Origin of the sequence: Archangium gephyra, from assembly GCF_049060025.1 — a bacterium.
Classification (GTDB): domain Bacteria; phylum Myxococcota; class Myxococcia; order Myxococcales; family Myxococcaceae; genus Archangium; species Archangium gephyra_A.
In genome coordinates this window covers 5,694,804-5,712,612 of sequence record NZ_JBMEQQ010000002.1, presented here as the reverse complement: position 1 = coordinate 5,712,612, position 17,809 = coordinate 5,694,804, and the positions used below count along the sequence as shown (strand labels likewise).

At 69.6% G+C, this 17,809-nt stretch carries 13 protein-coding genes and 1 pseudogene; 5 read left to right on the top strand and 9 right to left on the bottom strand.

Going from position 1 to position 17,809, the window contains the following annotated elements:
• Window positions 1-89: 89 nt before the first annotated feature.
• The 3 genes from ACN28I_RS24715 to ACN28I_RS24705 all read right to left on the bottom strand — a co-directional run bounded on the left by ACN28I_RS24715 (window position 90) and on the right by ACN28I_RS24705 (window position 4,864).
• Window positions 90-2,597 carry a sodium-translocating pyrophosphatase gene (locus ACN28I_RS24715; protein WP_420944398.1) on the bottom strand — a complete coding sequence of 836 codons (2,508 nt, stop codon included), beginning with the start codon at window positions 2,595-2,597 and terminating at the stop codon, window positions 90-92.
• 24 nt (window positions 2,598-2,621) lie between these two features.
• Complete coding sequence (locus tag ACN28I_RS24710; RefSeq protein ID WP_420944397.1) at window positions 2,622-3,422, bottom strand: hypothetical protein; 801 nt, start codon at window positions 3,420-3,422, stop codon at window positions 2,622-2,624.
• 98 nt (window positions 3,423-3,520) lie between these two features.
• Window positions 3,521-4,864, bottom strand: coding sequence for a short-chain fatty acid transporter (locus ACN28I_RS24705; RefSeq protein WP_420944396.1), 1,344 nt, complete (start codon window positions 4,862-4,864; stop codon window positions 3,521-3,523).
• 298 nt (window positions 4,865-5,162) lie between these two features.
• Here ACN28I_RS24705 and ACN28I_RS24700 point away from each other — a divergent pair, with 298 nt between their 5' ends.
• Together ACN28I_RS24700 and ACN28I_RS24695 are read left to right on the top strand one after the other, a co-directional pair.
• Window positions 5,163-5,435, top strand: coding sequence for a type II toxin-antitoxin system RelE family toxin (locus tag ACN28I_RS24700; protein WP_420944395.1), 273 nt, complete (start codon window positions 5,163-5,165; stop codon window positions 5,433-5,435).
• Window positions 5,436-6,022: 587 nt separating this feature from the next.
• Window positions 6,023-7,837, top strand: coding sequence for a protein kinase domain-containing protein (locus ACN28I_RS24695; protein ID WP_420944394.1), 1,815 nt, complete (start codon window positions 6,023-6,025; stop codon window positions 7,835-7,837).
• A 30-nt stretch (window positions 7,838-7,867) separates the two neighbouring features.
• On the opposite strand, the gene ACN28I_RS24690 is transcribed toward ACN28I_RS24695, so the two are convergent.
• The gene (locus ACN28I_RS24690; RefSeq protein WP_420944393.1) at window positions 7,868-8,089 is read right to left on the bottom strand and encodes a hypothetical protein; all 222 of its coding nucleotides are present in this window, start codon (window positions 8,087-8,089) and stop codon (window positions 7,868-7,870) included.
• Between ACN28I_RS24690 and ACN28I_RS24685 the strand changes: the two genes are divergently transcribed.
• Window positions 8,064-9,164 (top strand): ABC1 kinase family protein, encoded by a 1,101-nt coding sequence (locus ACN28I_RS24685; RefSeq protein WP_420944392.1) that lies wholly within the window; start codon window positions 8,064-8,066, stop codon window positions 9,162-9,164. The two genes, ACN28I_RS24690 and ACN28I_RS24685, sit on opposite strands and share 26 nt — an antisense overlap.
• A gap of 61 nt (window positions 9,165-9,225) precedes the next feature.
• Here ACN28I_RS24685 and ACN28I_RS24680 read toward each other — a convergent pair whose 3' ends face one another.
• Together ACN28I_RS24680 and ACN28I_RS24675 are read right to left on the bottom strand one after the other, a co-directional pair.
• Window positions 9,226-9,633: a response regulator gene (locus ACN28I_RS24680; RefSeq protein WP_420944391.1), complete on the bottom strand. Its 408-nt coding sequence runs from the start codon at window positions 9,631-9,633 to the stop codon at window positions 9,226-9,228.
• A gap of 213 nt (window positions 9,634-9,846) precedes the next feature.
• The gene (locus tag ACN28I_RS24675) at window positions 9,847-11,811 is read right to left on the bottom strand and encodes a PAS domain-containing protein (protein WP_420944390.1); all 1,965 of its coding nucleotides are present in this window, start codon (window positions 11,809-11,811) and stop codon (window positions 9,847-9,849) included.
• Between the two features lie 120 nt (window positions 11,812-11,931).
• On the opposite strand from ACN28I_RS24675, the gene ACN28I_RS24670 reads away from it, so the two are divergent.
• Both ACN28I_RS24670 and ACN28I_RS24665 read left to right on the top strand, forming a co-directional pair.
• Window positions 11,932-12,234 carry a hypothetical protein gene (locus tag ACN28I_RS24670; RefSeq protein WP_420944389.1) on the top strand — a complete coding sequence of 101 codons (303 nt, stop codon included), beginning with the start codon at window positions 11,932-11,934 and terminating at the stop codon, window positions 12,232-12,234.
• A 166-nt stretch (window positions 12,235-12,400) separates the two neighbouring features.
• Window positions 12,401-13,093: a response regulator transcription factor gene (locus ACN28I_RS24665; RefSeq protein WP_420944388.1), complete on the top strand. Its 693-nt coding sequence runs from the start codon at window positions 12,401-12,403 to the stop codon at window positions 13,091-13,093.
• A 200-nt stretch (window positions 13,094-13,293) separates the two neighbouring features.
• On the opposite strand, the gene ACN28I_RS24660 is transcribed toward ACN28I_RS24665, so the two are convergent.
• From ACN28I_RS24660 to ACN28I_RS24650, 3 genes and pseudogenes are all read right to left on the bottom strand, one after another.
• Window positions 13,294-13,692: a response regulator gene (locus ACN28I_RS24660; RefSeq protein ID WP_420944387.1), complete on the bottom strand. Its 399-nt coding sequence runs from the start codon at window positions 13,690-13,692 to the stop codon at window positions 13,294-13,296.
• Window positions 13,685-16,616: pseudogene (locus ACN28I_RS24655) on the bottom strand (response regulator). Before ACN28I_RS24655 ends, ACN28I_RS24660 begins: the two are co-directional and overlap by 8 nt.
• Window positions 16,617-16,619: 3 nt before the next feature.
• Window positions 16,620-17,783 carry an FIST signal transduction protein gene (locus tag ACN28I_RS24650; protein WP_420944386.1) on the bottom strand — a complete coding sequence of 388 codons (1,164 nt, stop codon included), beginning with the start codon at window positions 17,781-17,783 and terminating at the stop codon, window positions 16,620-16,622.
• Window positions 17,784-17,809: the final 26 nt, after the last annotated feature.

Genomic DNA, 17,809 nt, shown 5'->3' with positions numbered 1-17,809 from the left:
CTCGCCCAGGCGGCCCGCAAAAGCGAAGCGGCGGGAAGCCGGGGCTCCCCGCCGCTCGTGTCACTTCAGGCCGTGGGGCCCGAGGGTGACTAGGCCGGCTTCACGCCCGGCTTGCTGTCACCGGCGATGGCGGCCATCGGGGTCTCGATGCGCATGCCGTAGAAGGAGCGGTACACGAACACCATCGAGGCGACGAAGAAGGCGCCCGCGAGCACCGTGGTGAGGGTGCGCTGGCCGGACGCGGCCAGCTCCACCGCCAGCTCCACGGCGAGCAGGCCGAAGAGGGTGGTGAACTTGATGACCGGGTTGAGCGCCACGGACGAGGTGTCCTTGAACGGATCGCCCACCGTGTCGCCCACGACCGTGGCCGCGTGCAGGTCCGTGCCCTTGGCCTTCAGCTCCGTCTCCACCAGCTTCTTGGCGTTGTCCCACGCGCCGCCGGCGTTCGCCATGAAGACGGCCTGGTAGAGGCCGAAGATGGCGATGGAGATGAGGTAGCCCACGAAGAAGTACGGCTCGAGGAAGGCGAAGGCCAGGGTGCTGAAGAACACACCCAGGAAGATGTTGAGCATGCCCTTCTGCGCGTACTGGGTGCAGATCTCCACCACGCGCTTGGAGTCCTCCACGCTCGCCTTCTCCACGCCCTCCAGCTTGATGTTGGCCTTGATGAACTCCACCGCGCGGTAGGCGCCCGTGGACACGGCCTGCATCGACGCGCCGGAGAACCAGTAGATGATGGCGCCGCCCGTCACCAGGCCGAGCAGGAACGGGGCGTGCAGCAGCGACAGGTTGGCGGCGTTGGCGGCATTGAGCGAGCGGAAGCCGTCGGCCCCCACGGTGATGCCCACCAGGATGACGATGATGGAGAAGATCATCGTGGTGGCGCCCACCACGGCGGTGCCGATGAGCACCGGCTTGGCGGTGGCCTTGAAGGTGTTGCCCGCGCCGTCGTTCTCCTCGAGGTACTGCTTGCCCTTCTCGAAGTCCGGGGTGAAGCCGAAGTCCTTCTGGACCTCCTCCTTCACGTTGGGGACGTTCTCGATGAGGGACAGCTCGTACACGCTCTGCGCGTTGTCCGTCACCGGGCCGTACGAGTCCACCGCGATGGTGACCGGGCCCATGCCCAGGAAGCCGAAGGCCACCAGACCGAAGGCGAACACCGCCGGGGCGATCATCAGCGTGTTGGGGATGTCGAGGCTGAAGAAGTAGGCCCCACCCATCAGCGCCGCGATGATGATGCCCATCCAGTAGGCCGAGAAGTTACCGGCCACCAGGCCCGAGATGACGTTGAGCGACGCACCACCCTCGCGGGAGGCCGTGACGACCTCGCGCACGTGGCGGCTCTCGGTGGAGGTGAAGACCTTGATGGCCTCGGGGATGATGGCGCCGGCCAGCGTGCCGCAGGTGATGATGGCCGACATCTTCCACCACAGCGTGCTGTCATTGGCCAGGTTGGGGATGAGCAGGTAGGACACCAGGAACGTCAGCGCCACGGACACGATGGACGTCAGCCACACCAGGAACGTGAGCGGGTGCTCGAAGTTCATGTGGTCCGCGGTCTTGTACTTGCCGCCCTGGATGATGCCGTTGAGGCCGTAGGAGCCGAGCGAGGCCAGCACCATCACGATGCGCATCATGAAGATCCAGACGAGGAGCTGGACCTGGAACTCGGGCGGAACGGCGAGGAGGATGAAGGTGATGAGCGCCACGCCCGTCACGCCGTAGGTCTCGAAGCCGTCGGCCGAGGGGCCCACCGAGTCACCGGCGTTGTCACCGGTGCAGTCGGCGATCACGCCGGGGTTGCGCGCGTCGTCTTCCTTGATCTTGAAGACGATCTTCATCAGGTCCGAGCCGATGTCGGCGATCTTCGTGAAGATACCGCCGGCGATGCGGAGCACCGAGGCGCCCAGCGACTCACCGATGGCGAAGCCGATGAAGCAGGGGCCGGCGAAGTCGCGCGGCACGAACAGGAGGATGATGAGCATCAGCAGGAGCTCGGTGGAGATGAGCACCATGCCGATGGACATACCGGCCTGCAGGGGGATGGAGTAGGTGGGGTAGGGCTTGCCGCGCAGCGACGCGAAGGCGGTGCGGCTGTTGGCGAAGGTGTTCACCCGGATGCCGAACCAGGCCACGCCGTAGCTGCCGGCGATGCCGACGAGGCTGAACACCAGGATGGTGATGACCTTGACGGCCTCCATGTGCCGCAGGAAGCCGAAGTACACCACCATCACGGCGCCGATGAGCACCTGGAGGATGAGGATGAACTTGCCCTGGGTGATGAGGTACGTCTTGCAGGTCTCGTAGATGAGCTCGGAGATCTCGAGCATCGACTTGTGGACCGGCAGGTTGCGCAGCGACGAATACTGCATGAAGCCGAAGGCGAGGCCGAAGAGGGAGACGACGATGCCCGCCATCAGCAGGGCACGGCCGTTGAGGTCCCCGATGAAGGAGACCTGGGTGAAGTCCGGGAGGACGAGGTCCGCCTCGCTGGCGCGGGCGGTGCCGGAGGCCAGCACGGCCAGGAGTCCGAGGACCCTGACGGCGGTTCCGGTGACGCTCGCGCGGAGAGCGTCCATGCGTGAAGTGGGGTTCATGGGGTTCAACTCCTCAAAAGCTCATCATCTGTGGCGGGCGGCGCTCTCGGCCTCCGCTCGCCGGGAAGAAGAGGGGGTGTCGAGGGGTTGGCCGCCTGCGGGCGGACATCCGCACGCCGACGCTTCAGCACAGCCTCGCCCTTCAGGGCCGGAGAGCACGCCTGAAGGCGGCCCGCGTGTACCACGGCCCTGGTAGCGAAGTCGAATTCCTGGAAAGTGATTGTCGCGAGAATCCCTCTCCCTTTGGGAGAGGGACGGGGCGACGAGCCTTATCCCACAGGTAAGGCCGGCTTCTCGTGAAGGTGTGTCGGCGAGACTCAGAGCACCTTCACCTTGATGCTCTTGAGCTTCCTGATCGCCCCGCATGATGGTGACGGTCCAGTCACCGGCCTTGTTCATGCGCACGCCGGTCCACTGACGGGAGCGCCAGCCCTCGCCCTTGATCTTCACGTCCTTGGTCTCGCGCACCACGTTGCCCTGCTTCACCTGGACCATCAGGTCCTCGATGCTGTCACCCTGGGGAACCAGGTAGGACTGCCACAGCATCACGTTGGTGCCGGCCTTGACGCCATCGGCGCTGGCCTCGGCGATGCACTCGAACTTGTTGGGGCCGTCCTTGGCCACCTCGGTGCACAGCTTGGCGTCCACGAGCACGGGGCCCTGGCCCTGGCCCTTGTAGAAGTACTCCCACGTGGTCTTCACCGCGTCGGCGGACGGGGCCTTCACGGGCTCCTGCGCCGGGGCGGCCGACTCGTCCTGAGCCATCGCCACGCCGCTGAACGCCACCACCGCGCACATCGCCAGCTTCTTCAGATTGCCTGCCATGGTGTTTCCCCCTCGATTCGGGATGAGCGGGGCCGGCCAGTCCCGCCGGCCCCCTGGGGGCAGGTGTCTAGCACAGGACGCACCCGTGCTGGCCAGCCTCACCCCCACAGGAAGAAGGCGAGGGTGACGAGCGGCAGGTAGACGAAGAAGGCCACCAGCAGGAAGCCGAGGATGTCCTTGAAGTCGAGCCGCGCCACGGCCAGCAGGGGCAGGGCCCAGAAGGGTTGGATGAGATCGGTGGCCATGTCCCCCCAGGCGTACGCGAGCACCACCTTCTCCGGTGCCACCCCGAGCGTCCGGGCCGCCTCCAGCAGGTAGGGCGCCTCGATGGCCCACTTGGAGCCGCCCGAGGGCACGAAGTAGTTCACCACGCCGCTGTAGAGGTAGACGATGGCGGGGAACGTCTGGGTGGTGGAGAGCGAGACGAAGAGCTGGCCGATGCGCTCGGTGAGGCCGGTGGCCTTGAAGATGCCGTAGATGCCCGCGTAGAGGGGGAACTGCAGCACGATGCCGTGCAGCACGCCGGCGGCCTCCTCGCTGGCCTTGAGCAGCCGCGCGGGGGTGCCGTGCAGCAGCACCGCCAGCGTGAGGAAGAGGAAGTTCACCACGTTGAGGTTGATGGCCTTCCAGCCGCCGTGGAGCCACAGGTGGCGTCCGAACCAGACGAGCCCCATCACGCCGAAGAGCACGTTGAGCAGCGGTGAGAAGTCCAGCCACACGGCGGGGCTCTTCTCGCGCGGGCGCACGGGCGGCTCGAAGTCCTTCAATTGCTCCAGGATGGCCGGGTCCACCCGCACCGCCGCCCCGGGCCGCGGGTGCAGCGCCCAGGCCAGCAGCGTGAGGCCGCACACCACCGCCACGGTGAGCCCGAGGTTGAAGGGGGAGAAGAGCGTGCGGTCGATGGGGATGAGGCCGAGCTGCTTCTCCAGGAAGTGGCCGGGGGTGGCCACCAGCAGCGGGGCGGAGGCGGACAGGCCGGCGTGCCACGTGGCGCCCAGGCCGAAGTACGCGCAGGCCACCAGCAGCCGGTAGTCCACCTCCGGCTGCCGCCGCACCACGAAGCGCACCAGCATGGCGCTGGCCACCAGGGACAGGCCCCAGTTGATGTAGGCCAGGCCCATGGACACCGAGGCCATGAGCACCACCGCGCCCCGCGGGCCACGCGCCAGCCCCGCCAGGTGCTCCAGCAGCGCCCGCACCGGCCGTGTGAGCGCCAGCAGGTACCCGGTGAACATCACCAGCGCCATCTGCATGGAGAAGGTGAGCAGCTCCCAGAAGCCGCCTCCCCACGCATCCACCACCTTGCCGGCCGGCGTGCCCACCCAGCCCATCGCCAACCCCATGGTGAGCAGCGACAGCAGCACCGCGATGGCGAACGAGCTGGGCACGAAGCGCGCGGAGAAACGGCCCAGGGCCTCCGCGATGCGAACGAGTGTTTCCACGGGACGTCGGGCTCCGTTGAGGGGGGGAGGACATCCACTCCCGGGGCCTCATCTGAACACGGAGCAGCACGCCTTCCGAGAAAACCGGCACGGGCTCTTCCCGGCCCCGCGGCCACTCCCGTGACCACTGGCGCACACTCCGGGCCGTTCGAGTGTCTGGATTGTGGCGGAATGGAACCGGGGAACAGCTTCGCTTGTCAGGGAATGCGCAGCCCCCCACTTGTGAGTCCGTGGAGCAATGGCCATCTGGCCTCCCATGGCCTACCGCATCCATATCCCAGTGGAGCTGTGGAGCACCTTGAAAGCGCTCCCACCCGCGCTCGTCGAACGGGTGCACCGGCGCATCGACGACATCGCCCAACTGGCCGAGGTGGCTCCTCCCCTCAACCCGCTCTGGTTCAAGCTCGGCGCCACCGACCGGCCCCTGCTGCGCTGCATCGTGGATGGGTACGCCCTCCTCTATGAGGTCGACGAGTCCTGCCGCACCGTCTCCGTGCTCGACGTCGAGCAGGAGGAGTCCGACTCGGGCTCGCTGTCCCCGGATCTCCTGGCCGCCAACGGCCGTCACTGACGCGGCTTCCCCCCCGTCGCCCGTTGCACCCTCGCCCCCCCGGGAGAGGGGATGTGGATTCATCTGGTGCGCAGGACGCCGTACGCCGTCATCAGCCCCCCTCCGGCGATGATGATGCCCCGCACCCAGGCCGCCGCAGCGCGTCCATCCGTTCGCCACCACCGCTCCGCGCCACCGAGGCAGGACCCTCCGGGCCCGGGCTCGCCCAACTGGTCCGATTGTTGGACCAGCCGGTGACGGTCGCCGCCGGAGCGCGGCCTTCCGGGCCCGGGCTCAGCGCGCAGCCTCAGTGGATCATTCAGAGGTGGACTGGAAACAGACGGCGGAGCGGTAGATGTTTCAGCCCGGTTGAGGTGCTTTTTACAGCCCTCCGAGCGTCCACCTGTACCAGCGAATGAGGGGATGCGCTCCGATAGTGTCCCACAGGCGGGGCACTTCAACTACTTCGCGACGGAGCAAGTGCGCGAACCCGCGTCGGCGGCGGCGGCACGAAGCTGGCAAGGAGCAGAGGTGCCGTGGAACCCGACTCCCGCCCGAACTGCGCCTGCCACACTCCGCACACGGAAATGGCGGAGTGCCCCACCGTCGTGCGGACCCCGGAGGCCCGCGCGTCGGCCCCGATGACCCTGCCGCCCTCGGGCGAGCGGGCGGAGCGGCTCGTGGGCCAGCGCTTCGGCAGCTTCATGTCCCTGCGCGAGCTGGGCCGCGGCGGCATGGGCACGGTGTTGCTCGCCGAGCACGTCCTCATCCCCAAGCGCGTCGCGGTGAAGGTGCTCCACCGCCACCTCGCCGATGAGCCGGATCTCGTCGCCCGCTTCCTCGCCGAGGCGCGCGCGATGAGCCTCGTACAGCACGAGAACGTCGTCACCGTCTACGACCTCGACACGCGCGACGGCCGCCCCTACTTCGTCATGGAGTACCTGGAGGGCCAGAGCCTCGCCGCCTTCGCGCGCGGGCCGCTCGAGCCGGCACTGGCCGTGGAGTTGCTCGCCCAGGTGTGCGACGCGCTCGGGGCCGCCCACGCGCGCGGCATCGTCCACCGCGACCTCAAGCCCGCCAACGTCTTCCTCGTGCCGGGCCCCCATGGGCGCCACCGGGTGAAGCTGCTCGACTTCGGCATCGCCAAGCGGCTCGTCCAGCTCGACGGGGAGACGCCCACGCGCACCGGCGTGCTCATGGGCACGCCCGAGTTCATGGCCCCCGAGCAGTGCGGCGGCGAGGACGTGGACGCGCGCACCGACCTCTACGCGGTGGGGGTGCTCGGCTACCTGCTGCTCACCGGCACCGCGCCCTTCACCGGCCGCAACGCCGCCGAAATCCTCGTGGCCCACCTGCAGCAGGCCCCGCGCCCGCCGCACGAGGTGCGCCCGGGGATTCCGGCCTCGCTGTCCGCGGTGCTGCTGCGTGCGCTCGCCAAGCGTCCCGAGGCGCGTTTCGCCACCGCCGCCGAGCTGCGCGCCGCCCTGGAGGCGTCCATGACGCCAGCGCGCACGCCCGCGCCGCTGCCCTCGGCCGGCTTCTTCGCGCGCGTGCCGGTGCATGGCTCGCTGGGCACGCGCGAGTACCCCTGCGAGCGCGTGGGCCGCACCGGCCTCTTCCTGCGCACCGGCGACGAGCCACCTCCTGTCCTCTCGGACGTGTCGCTGTTGCTGCGGCTGCCCGGGGGCGAGCTGCCCTGCACCGGCCAGGTGGTGCGCCACGTGACGGCCGAGCAGGCCCGGGCGTGGAACATGGTCCCGGGCTTCGGCGTGGAGCTGCGCGACGCCACCGCCACCTTCCAGCAGAACTTCGCCCGGCTGCTCGCGGGGGAGAAGCCGCCCGAGTCCCCGTCTCCCGCCGCTCCCCACCCGGACGACGCCCGCGCCGAGCCCGTGCTGCGCGAGTTCCGTCAGCGGCTCTCCGGAGACCACTACTCGGTGCTGCGCCTGCCCCGGGACGCCGACGCGGACATGGTGCGCACCAGCGCCCGCGACTCCCGCAACCGGCTCGAGCCCCTGCTCGCGCTCCCGCTGTCTCCCGGCCAGCGCACCTTCGTCCAGCGTGCGCTGGGCAAGGTGGCCGAGGCGCTCCTCGTGCTCGGCCACCTGGAGCGGCGTGTGGAGTACGACGCGGAGCTGCGCAACCTGGACGGCGTGGTGCGCTGCCTCGCCGCCGGCCTCACCGTCACCGCCCTGGAGGCGTGCCGCCGGCGCTACCTCGCCCGCCACCCGGAGACGGAGGGCCACTCGTTGCTGCACCTGGCCTCCGGGGAGGCCTTCCGCTCCGCTGGCCGCCTGCCTGAGGCCGTCTCCGCCTACGAGGCCGCCCTGCGGGTGGATCCGCTCCACCTCGAGGCCCTCAAACGCTGGCATGCCCTCCGGGTGAGGGTGCGTGGCCATGCGGCGCCCGCGGCCTCCCGTTAGGATGGGGCCGCTCCCATGGCCTCCGACCCTTCAGACCTCGACGACAAGCTCCCCCTCCAGGGGCGTTTCAACCGCTTCCGCAAACTGGCCGGCCTCTCCGCCCAGCTCAGCGCGGACGTCCTCAAGAACGGGGCGAAGCGGCTCGCCGGCCAGGAGCCGGAGTTCCTGAGCAAGGCCGCCGCCGAGAAACTCGTCTCCACCCTGGGAGAAGCTCAAGGGCGCGGCCATGAAGCTCGGCCAGGCCGTGTCCATGGACACGGAGCTGCTCAGTCCCGAGGTGCGCCAGGTCATCGCCCGCCTGCAGAACGAGGCCCCGCACATGCCCTGGGAGGTGGTGGCCCGCGTCATCCGCGAGGAGCTCGGGGACGCCCCGGAGGTGCTCTTCCGCGAGTTCGAGCCGAAGCCGCTCGCCGCCGCCTCGCTGGGCCAGGTGCACCGCGCCGTGCTGCACGACGGCCGGTCCGTGGCGGTGAAGGTGCAGTACCCCGGCATCGCCGAGACACTCTCCGGCGACATGGACAACCTGGGCGTGGTGGTGAAGACCGTCTCCAAGGCCTCTCGCCTCACCGACGGCACCGCCTACTTCCAGGAGCTGCGCGAGGAGATGTTGCTGGAGACGGACTACCTGCGTGAGGCCGGGCTGTGCACCACCTTCGCCCGCGGCGCGGCGCGCCTGCCGGACCTGAAGGTGCCCGAGGTCATCTCCGAGCGGACCTCCCGGCGCGTGCTCACCCTGGAGCTGCTGAAGGGCCGCACCCTCAAGGACTGGGTCGTCTCCGCGCCCTCCGCCGAGGAGCGCTTCCGCGTGGCGCGCCAGCTCATCCTCGCCATCTACGGGCCCTTCTTCCTCAGCGGGGAGATGCAGGCGGATCCGCACCCGGGCAACTTCATGGTGCTCGAGGATGGGCGGCTGGGGGTGCTCGACTTCGGCTCCGTCAAGCGCTTCAGCCCGCGCTTCGTGGACGCCAACCGGCGCATGTTCCTGCACGCGGTGCGGCTCGAGTCCATGGACGTGATGGGCCTGAGCCGTGAGGTGGGCTTCACCTCGGAGCTGCCGGACGCGGAGGCCGCCCCCCTCATCCAGGAGATTCTGCACATCGCCGGGCGGCCCATGCGGACCACGCCCTACGACTACGCCACGTGCCAGATTCCGCGCGACATGAAGCTGCACTTCGCGCGCAACGCCGCCCGCTTCCTGAAGATCCGTCCGCCCGCCGAGGCGGTGATGTTCTTCCGCTCCACGGGAGGGCTGGCGCAGAACCTGAAGTTGATTGGGGCCCGGGGCGACTTCCGCGGCGTCTTCCAGGAGGTCGCCTCGCTGCTGTGAGCGGCCCGGGGACGACCCTCCCCCCCCCCGCCCTCTCCCAGAGGAGAGGGAGCATGCGCGACTAGCGGGCCCCCGCCGCCGGCAGCCGGCTCTTCTTGTAGATGCTGATGAGCTTGCGGGCCAGCGCCTCGCCCTGGACGCTCTTGGAGATGTAGCCGTCGGCTCCCGAGGCCAGCGCCAGCGAGCGCAGCTTCGATTCGTCCGAGGCCGAATACAGGATGAAACGCGTGGTGGCCGGCGCCTGGTTGCGCGCCAACGCCAGCACCTTGTCACCGCTCAGCGCCGGAATGTTCACGTCCAGCAGCACCAGGTCCGGCATCGCGTGCCGCACCAGGTTGGACACGCCCAACGAGGAACGGTGCGTGCGCACCTCGAAGCCATAGGCGTGCAACGACCGCTCCAACAGCATCAGCTGATCCACATCATCGTCCACCACGAGGACACGAATCTTGTTCTCGCTCTCGGACATGGGCTCCCCTTGGAGGCTTGGCAAGATGATCTCCAGGATACCGCCTCGGGCTGCCGCTGGGAGGCCCACCCCCCCTCCCAGAAGCCGTCGAGGCCACAATTCCGGCCTCCACAGGCCGGGGAGATGTGCAAAGCCGGTAAGAGTCCATGACCCCGGGTCCAGGGAGATGGGCAAAGTCTGGAAGACGACAGGGCGGAAGCCGTGCCGGGGCGCTCACTCGCGCCGCGAGGACACCCGGGGCAGCCGGACGGTGAACACCGTGCCCTCCTCGCGTGTCGAGCGCGCCTCGGCCGCCCCCCCGTGCGCGGCGGCGATCTGCTGGACGATGTAGAGCCCCAGCCCCAGTCCGGACGTGGCGCTGCTCCCGCGTGCCTCTCCCCGGCGGAAGGGCTCGAACAGCCCGGGCAGCACCTCTCCGGGAATGGGCTCGCCCTGGTTGTGCACCTCGATGCGCACCCGCGCTCCCTCCGCCTGGAGGGCCAGCGTGATGGGCGTCCCCTCGGGGCTGTAGTCGACGGCGTTGCGCAGCAGGTTGCCGAGCAGTTGCGCCAGCCGGTCCTGATCCCACTGGCCCTGCAGGTCGCCGTGCGCTTCCAGCCGCAGCTCGCGCGCCGGATGGGCCACCTCCAGCTCGCTCACCACGCGCCGGCCCAGCGAGCCCAGGTCACAGGGGGCCGGGGTGATGGGGATGCCACCGCCCAGCCGCCCCCGCGTCAAATCCAACAGGTCGCCGATCATCCGCGCCATCTGCTCGGCGTTGAGGGAGATGCGCTGGGCCAGCCGCAGCGCCCGCTCCGGCAGCGTCTCCTGGCGCAGCAAGAGGGTGGCCGACAGCGTGATGATGCTCAGCGGGTTGCGCAGGTCATGGCTGACGATGCCGAGGAAACGCTCGCGGAACTCGGCCGTCTGGCGAAGCTGCTCCTCGAAGCGCTTGAGGTCGGTGATGTCCACCACCGACGTGGCCACCATGAGGGGGCGGCCCTCGCGATCCTTCACCGGGGCGTAGCTCTCCAGGTAATAGCCGGGCTCCCCCCCGCGGCTCGGGGTGGGGTGGGCGCGCTCCACGTTGAGCTCCGGCTCGCCCGTCTCCAGGACGCGCCGGTAGTGGGGCTCGACGGTGGGGGCGACGTGCGGGACGACCTCCCAGAGGGTGCGCCCGAGGGTCTGCTCCTCGGTGATGCCGTTGATGGCGGCGAGCGCGGGGTTGATGCGGACGTAGCGCAAGTCCTTGTCCACGCAGCACAGGCCCACCGGGATGGTGGCCAACAGCGTGTCCACCAGCGCCAGGGCCTCCTCGCGCTCCTGCGCCAGGGCCCGGCGCAGCGCGATGTCCCGCGCGGAGAACACCGCCCCACCGGGAGTGCCGTCGGGCTGGAGCAGGGGCCGGGCCGTGACGGAGACGGGCAGCCGCGTCCCATCCGGCCGGTGGAGCCACAGCAGCTCGTCGCGCACGTGCTCGCCCAGGAGCGCGCGGTAGAGCGGCACCCGCTCCAGGGGCAGCGGGTGCCCCTCCTCGTCGGACAGCCCGTACGCCTCCACCCATTGGGCCGGGGGAAGCTCCTTCAGGCCCACGCCATGCTGGCGCTCGGCCTCCGGGTTGAAGATGCGCAGCACGCCCTGGGCATCCGCCACGACGATGGCATCGCCGCTCTGCGCGATGATGCCCTCCAGCAGCGCCCGCTGCCGCTCGGCCTCGGCCCGGGCGGCGCGCTCGCGCTCCCACATCGCCGCCCGCTCCTCCTCCGCCTTCCGGCGCTCCTCGTCGCGGCCGTGCTCGGAGTCGGCGACGGCATCGCCCATGGCGAGGTCCAGGCCGCGGTGGAGCGCCCGCTGCTCGGCGAGGACGAGCACGCCGCCGGTCTCCTCCAGCAGCCCGAGGATGCAGTCGCGCACGGCCCCGTACTCGCGGACGATCTGCGTGACGTCGTAGCCGAGCGCCTGCCGTTGGGCGCGGTGCCGGCGTGCCGTCTGGCGCATCCGCCCGCTCAGCGCGGACGAGGCCTCCGCGCTGGAAGGGTTGCTCAGGAGCTCGTACAGCTCATCGAGGAGTTGCGGGAGCGTGTCGCGGATGACGGAACGCGGCTGCCCCTGCAGCGGGAAGCGAGCCAGCACCTCACGCTCGAACCGCTGGAGGATGTCCTCCCGCCGCAGGGCGAGGAGGTCGGCCAGTGCACCCATGGAAGTGCAGCTAGACACGCCAGAGGGGAGCGGGCAAGGACGCGAGGGGCCCGGGCCGGGTCTGTCTTGTTCAGGGGTACAATTCACTTCCACGCCGAGGCTGAGGACAGTGAGAGACAAATGTCCTTCACCATTCATATCGAACAGCCCGTGGCTCCCCTGCTGGAGGAGTTGCCCTTTCCGGTCCGGGACTCGCTCCGGGCCCACCTCCAGCGCATCGCCGAAACCGCCGAATTCCTGCCCCCGGAGGACCCCCGCTGGGAGGACCTGGTGCAGGTGCAGCCGGATGGAGACGGCCTGCGCACCTACGTGGCGGGCTGCTGCGTCCGCCTCCACCTGCTGCATGACAGCCGCGAGCTGGTGGTGGAGCAGATCGGCCGCGTGCGCATCCGCCTCCCCGAGTCCCTGGCGCTCGCCTGGTAGGCTCCCCTCCCGCTGAGCAGCCCGCTGTGTCCAGTACCAGGGACGCATTTGACGACGGGTCGACAAACCGCCGCGACAGAGTCACTCCAAAGTTGAACGTCCAGCCCTAGAATCCCCCACGAGCGCAATGGGTTTAGTAAGGGGCTGAGACGTAAGGAGTCACCTCATGACGGTGGGAATGACGGCGGGACGGATTCGGATCGGCATCCTGGAGGACCAGCAGGTCTTCCGCGAGAGCCTCGTGGCGCTCTTCCAGGGGTCGGGGATGGACGTGGTCGCCCAGGGCCGGGACGTCGAGGGCTTCCTCGCCCAGGTGCGGGAGGTGAAGCCGGACGTGGTGCTGGTGGACCTGCGGCTCGAGCGCCCGGACAGCAGGGAAGTGGAGGATGGCCTGAAGGTGGTGGAGGCGCTGCGCGAGCAGCAGCCGCAGACCCGAGCCCTCATCCTGTCGTCCGTCCGGGAGCTGCCGGTGATGGAGCGCTGCTTCCAGGCTGGTGCCGCCGGGTACCTGAGCAAGCTCACCGTGAGCGGCGCGGAGCTGGTCACCGCCGTGGAGCAGGTGGCCCGGGGCGAGTGGGTGGTCCCCGCGGATTTCATGAGCCCGGCGCAGGCCGCGCGCGCCGAGCGCCCCGTCACCCCGCTGGATCGCCTCACCCTGCGCGAGCGCGAGGTGCTGGGCCTGGTGGCCTCCGGCGCGGACAACCTGCAGATCTCCGCCCGGCTGGGCATCACCGAGCGCACGGTGAAGGCGCACGTCTCCAATCTCTACCGCAAGCTGGGAGTCCAGAACCGCGTGGAGATGGCCATGATGGCGTACCAGACCGGCCTCTCCACGCCGATGGACGCGCAGCACCCGTAGCGGCGCGGGCCGCCCTGTACCCGAGTGCGTTGTACCCGGGCACACTTCTCCGGACGGGCGCGCGGACACATCCTCAAGAGTGGCACGGCATCTCCCTCTGGCCGTGCCCGGTCCGCGAGACCGCGTCTGTCCAATGTCCCCCCGGGCCGGGGCAGGGCTGTCCCACTCTGCCCCGGTCTTTTTTTGTCCGGCGGGGGCACTCAGGCCGGGACGGTGTGGTCCTTGTCGAGGAAGGCCGTGAGCTTCTGGATGAGCTCGGCGCCCTGGACGCTCTTGGACAGGTAGCCATCCGCACCCGAGGCCCGCGCGAGCGAGCGCAGCCGCGACTCGTCCGAGGCCGAGTAGAGGATGAACTTGGTGTTCCGCGGCGCATAGCGGCGGGCCAGGCTCAGCACCTGGTCTCCCTTGAGCGCGGGGAAGTTCACGTCCAGCATCACCAGGTTCGGCTCCCCATTGCGCACCAGGTTGGACACGCCCAGCGCGGAGTGGTGCGTCTGCACCTCGAAATGAGGCGTCAGCGTCCGGCGCACGAGCTCCAGCAAATCCGGATCATCGTCCACCACGAGGACCCGGACCTTGGGGACCGCCACATCAACCATGACTTCTCCCGAGATGCTTGCGAATGGTCTCGAGCAGCAGGTCGCGGTCGAGAGGCTTGGTGAGGTACCCGTTGCAGCCGGCGGCCGAGGCCTTCTCCTGGTACTCGCGGCCGGCGTGGGCGGTGACGGCGATGACCGGGATGGAGGACGCCGCGGGGAGCTGCCGCAGGCGGCGGGTGGCCTCCCAGCCGTCCAGGCGGGGCAGCGACAGGTCCATCAGGATGAGGTCCGGCGTCTCCTTGCTGGCGCGCTCCACGCCGAGCTCGCCGTCCTCGGCCTCCAGCACCTCGAAGAGGCCGCCGAGGTAGCGCCGGACGATGTCGCGGTTCTGCGGGTTGTCCTCGATGTAGAGGATGCGTGGCAGGCGCCCGGCGCGCTGGGCGCTCTGCTTGAGGAGCAGCCCCTTGGCCTGGCCGATGACTTCCTCCAGGGCATGGCCGCCCTTCTGGACGAAGCCCGCGAAGCCGTCACGCAGCACGGACTGCTCCTCGCTGGAGAGCGTCTTGCCGGTGAGCACCACCACCGGGACGTGGACCTTTTCGGCGCGCAGGCGGCGCAGCACCTCGAAGCCGTCCAGGTTGGGCATCATCAAATCCAACACCACCAGGGTGGGCGGGGAGACGCGGGCCTTGAGCAGGGCGTCCTCGCCGCTGTGGGCCTCGTTGGTGGAGAAGCCCGCGCGGCGCAGGGAGCGGCTGACGAGCTCGCGCGTGGAGGCGTCGTCGTCCACCACCAGCACGTCGCCGGAGCTGGTGGCGCCACCGATGTTGCGGCGCACCACGTCCACCAGGTGCTCGGGCTCGATGGGCTTGATGAGGTACTCGCACGCCCCCAGCGAGAAGCCGCGCGCGCGCTGCTCCTCCACGGAGATGATGATGACGGGGATGCGCGCCAGGTCCGGCTCGCTCTTGAGGGTGGACAGCACGCTCCAGCCGTCCAGGCGCGGCAGGTAGATGTCCAGCACGATGGCGTGCGGACGGAGCTCCCTCGCCTTCTTGAGCGCCTCCAGCCCATCCGAGGCCGTCACCACGGTGAAGCCCGCGGGCACGAGCTGCCCGGCCACCAGGTGCTGGACGAGCGGATCATCATCCACCACCAGCACGGTGCCGCCCTGCATCATGGGCGCGAGCGCCCCGCCCACGTCCTGCGGGGACACCGGCTTGTCCAGCTCGCGCGAGGTGCCCAGCGCCTCCCCCTCGAGGATGCCGGCCAGCCGCACCGTGAAGGTGGTGCCGCGGCCCAGGATGCTCTGCACCTCCACGCCGCCGCCGAGCACCTTGCTCAGCTCCTTGACGATGGCCAGCCCCAGCCCGGTGCCGCCCACCGTGCGCGTGGTGGAGCCGTCCACCTGGCGGAACTTCTCGAAGATGAAGGGGAGCTGGTCCCCGGGAATGCCGATGCCCGTGTCCTCGACGATGAAGACGGCCTCGTTGCCCTCGGCGCGCGCCGTGAGGGACACCTCGCCGGACTCGGTGAACTTGGCCGCGTTGGACAGCAGGTTGAGCAGGATTTGCCGCAGTTTCAGCGCGTCCGTGCGCACGTACGCCACGCGCTCGTCGATGTCCGTGCGCAGCTCGACGTCCTTGCCCTTGAGGTACTCCTTCACCGTGGCCGTGCACTCCTCGGCCAGCTCCTGCATGTCCACCCGCTCCACCACGACTTCCACCCGGCCCGCTTCAATCTTGGACAGGTCGAGGATGTCGTTGATGAGCGCCAGCAGCGTCTGTGCGTTCTTCTTCACCACGTTGAGGTCGCGCCGGCCGTGCGGCGTGAGCCGGCTGCCCTCCTCGCGCATCAGCAGATCGCAATAGCCGATGATGCCGTTGAGCGGCGTGCGGATTTCGTGGCTGAAGTTGGCCAGGAACTCGCTCTTGAGCCGGGCGGCGGCCTCGGCCTCGCGCGCGCGCTCCTCCTCGTTGCGCTTGGCCGACGTCAGCTCCGTGGCCAGCCGGTCCAGGTCCTCGTTCTGCTGGCGGATGATCTCCATCTGGAGGGCCCGCTGCTGGTAGCTGGCCAGCGTGCGCGCGGACACGGCGCGGCTCTTCTTGAGCTCCTCCAGGTTCTCCGCCAGGCGCTTGTTGGACTCCTCCAGCTCGGCCTTGGACTTGCGCAGCGCCTCCTCGGCGGCCTTGCGCTCGGTGATGTCCTCGGTGATGCCCAGCACGTAGCGGGCCTCGCCCTTGTCATCCAGCAGCGGCAGCTTGCGCGTGGCGTAGATGCGGTCCACCCCGCCGGTGCGCGCCACCTCCTCGAAGGCCTTGAGCTTCTTCGTCTGGAGGATTTCGGTGTCGATGGCCACGAAGGAGTCGGCCTGCTCCGGGGGGAAGTAGTCGTGGTCCAGCTTGCCGAGCAGCCACTCCTTGGTGACGCCGAAGGCGTCCGCGAAGGTCTTGTTGGCCACCTGCAGCCGGCGCGCCTCGGCGTCCTTCACGAAGAGGACGAAGGGGAGGCTGTCGACGATGCACTCCAGCAGCCAGCGCGAGCGCTCCTGCTGCTTCTCGGCCTCCACGTGCTGGCGGCGCTCGATGACGCGCTGGAGGCTCGCGGCGGACGACGGGCACGAGCACGGCCATCCGCTCCGGGTCGATGTAGCTGGCGGCGCCGGCCTCCTCCATGGCCGCGCTCATCTCCGCGTCGTCCCACTTCGCGGAGATGACGAGGAAGGAGAGCTGGGGGGCCTTCTCGCGCAGCAGCGGCGCGGCCTCGCGGAAGCCCAGCTCCGGCAGGCCCGAGGCGCACACGGCCAGCTCCCACGGCGTGTCCAGCGCCGCCGCCAGCTCCTCGCGGGAGGACACGCGCCGCGCGGACACCTTCAGCTCCGCGCGCCGCAGCAGCTCCAGGACGCGTGCGCACTCCCCCTCGCCGCCCACCAGGAGCAGCCGGGGCGCCTCATTGCCCGACACCGCAGGAGCCGGAGTGCTCATCCGTCAGTTTCCCCCAAACGCCAGGACCGTCAGCGTCGTGTTGATGTGGAACCCCGAGTAGATCTCGAAGTGCACATTCATTCCAGCCGCCGCCGGTGCGTGGCGCAAGGTCTCGGCCAACTGGGGGATGGTGCCGGTCGCGCCGGCGTACCACATGCGCCCACTGCAATGGAAAAGCAGGGTGGCCTGGGGGTTCTGGACGCGGCGGGGGAGCTCCTCCTGGAAGAAGGCGCGGGTGAGGCCCGCCATGTCCCCCATCTTCATCAGCTCCAGCTCGGTGCCCTCCTCCAGGAGGTTGGCGAAGAGGACGGAGCCGTCGGGCAGGGGCTTCCAGGGGGAGCGGATGAAGTACTCGCGGCCCACCTTGAGGGCGGTGGGGTGGACGGCGAAGCCCCGGGGCTTGCCGAACTCCAGCTCGTCCACCGGGACACCGAGCAGGTCGGCGTAGCGCTGGGCCGCCGGCTTGCCGTCGATCTCCAGGGCCCGGGTGGCGCTCTCGTCCACGCGGGTGATGGTGAGGCGCTCGCCGGTGGGCTGGTACCAGTGCGAGCGCAGGGCACCCCAGGGCGCGCTCGTCTTGAAGAGGGCCACCACCACGGCGTCGGTGACGACCTCGCCGTCCACGTGCAGCAGGGCGGACTGTTTCGTGGGGTCCTGCTCGTGGTCGGCGGCGCCCCCGCCCACCAGCACCAGCGTCTGGTTCTTCTCGAGGATGCCGAGCAGCAGCTCCTCCTTCTTGTAACGGAAGCCATCGTCGATGACGAGGCCCACGTACTGGCGCGAGTCGATGTCCGACTGGCGCACGCCCAGGTCCTGCGCGGCGTGCTTCATGGCGCTGGCGCCAGCGCCCACGGCGTCCACGGACAGGCCGCTGCCCAGGCCCAGGCCCACCTCGAAGTCACCGGAGAGCGCGCCCAGCACCACGCTGCCGGAGTGGATGCCCGTGTTGTCCAGCTCGCCCGCGGTGGTGGCGCCCACCAGGCGCGTGCCCTTGGGCAGCCGCTCGCGCACGGCCCGGTTGAGGGCCCGCTGATCCCTGTCCCGCGAGGCGAACAGGGTGACGAGCCTGGGCGTCTCGCCTCCCTGCAGTTGTCCGAGGAGGTCCTCCGCGGCGGCGACGGGCTCGGCCCGCGTGGTACGGGCCGTCTGCATCTTCACTCGAGCCAAGGAGGACCTCCGGGAGGTGTGGGGGG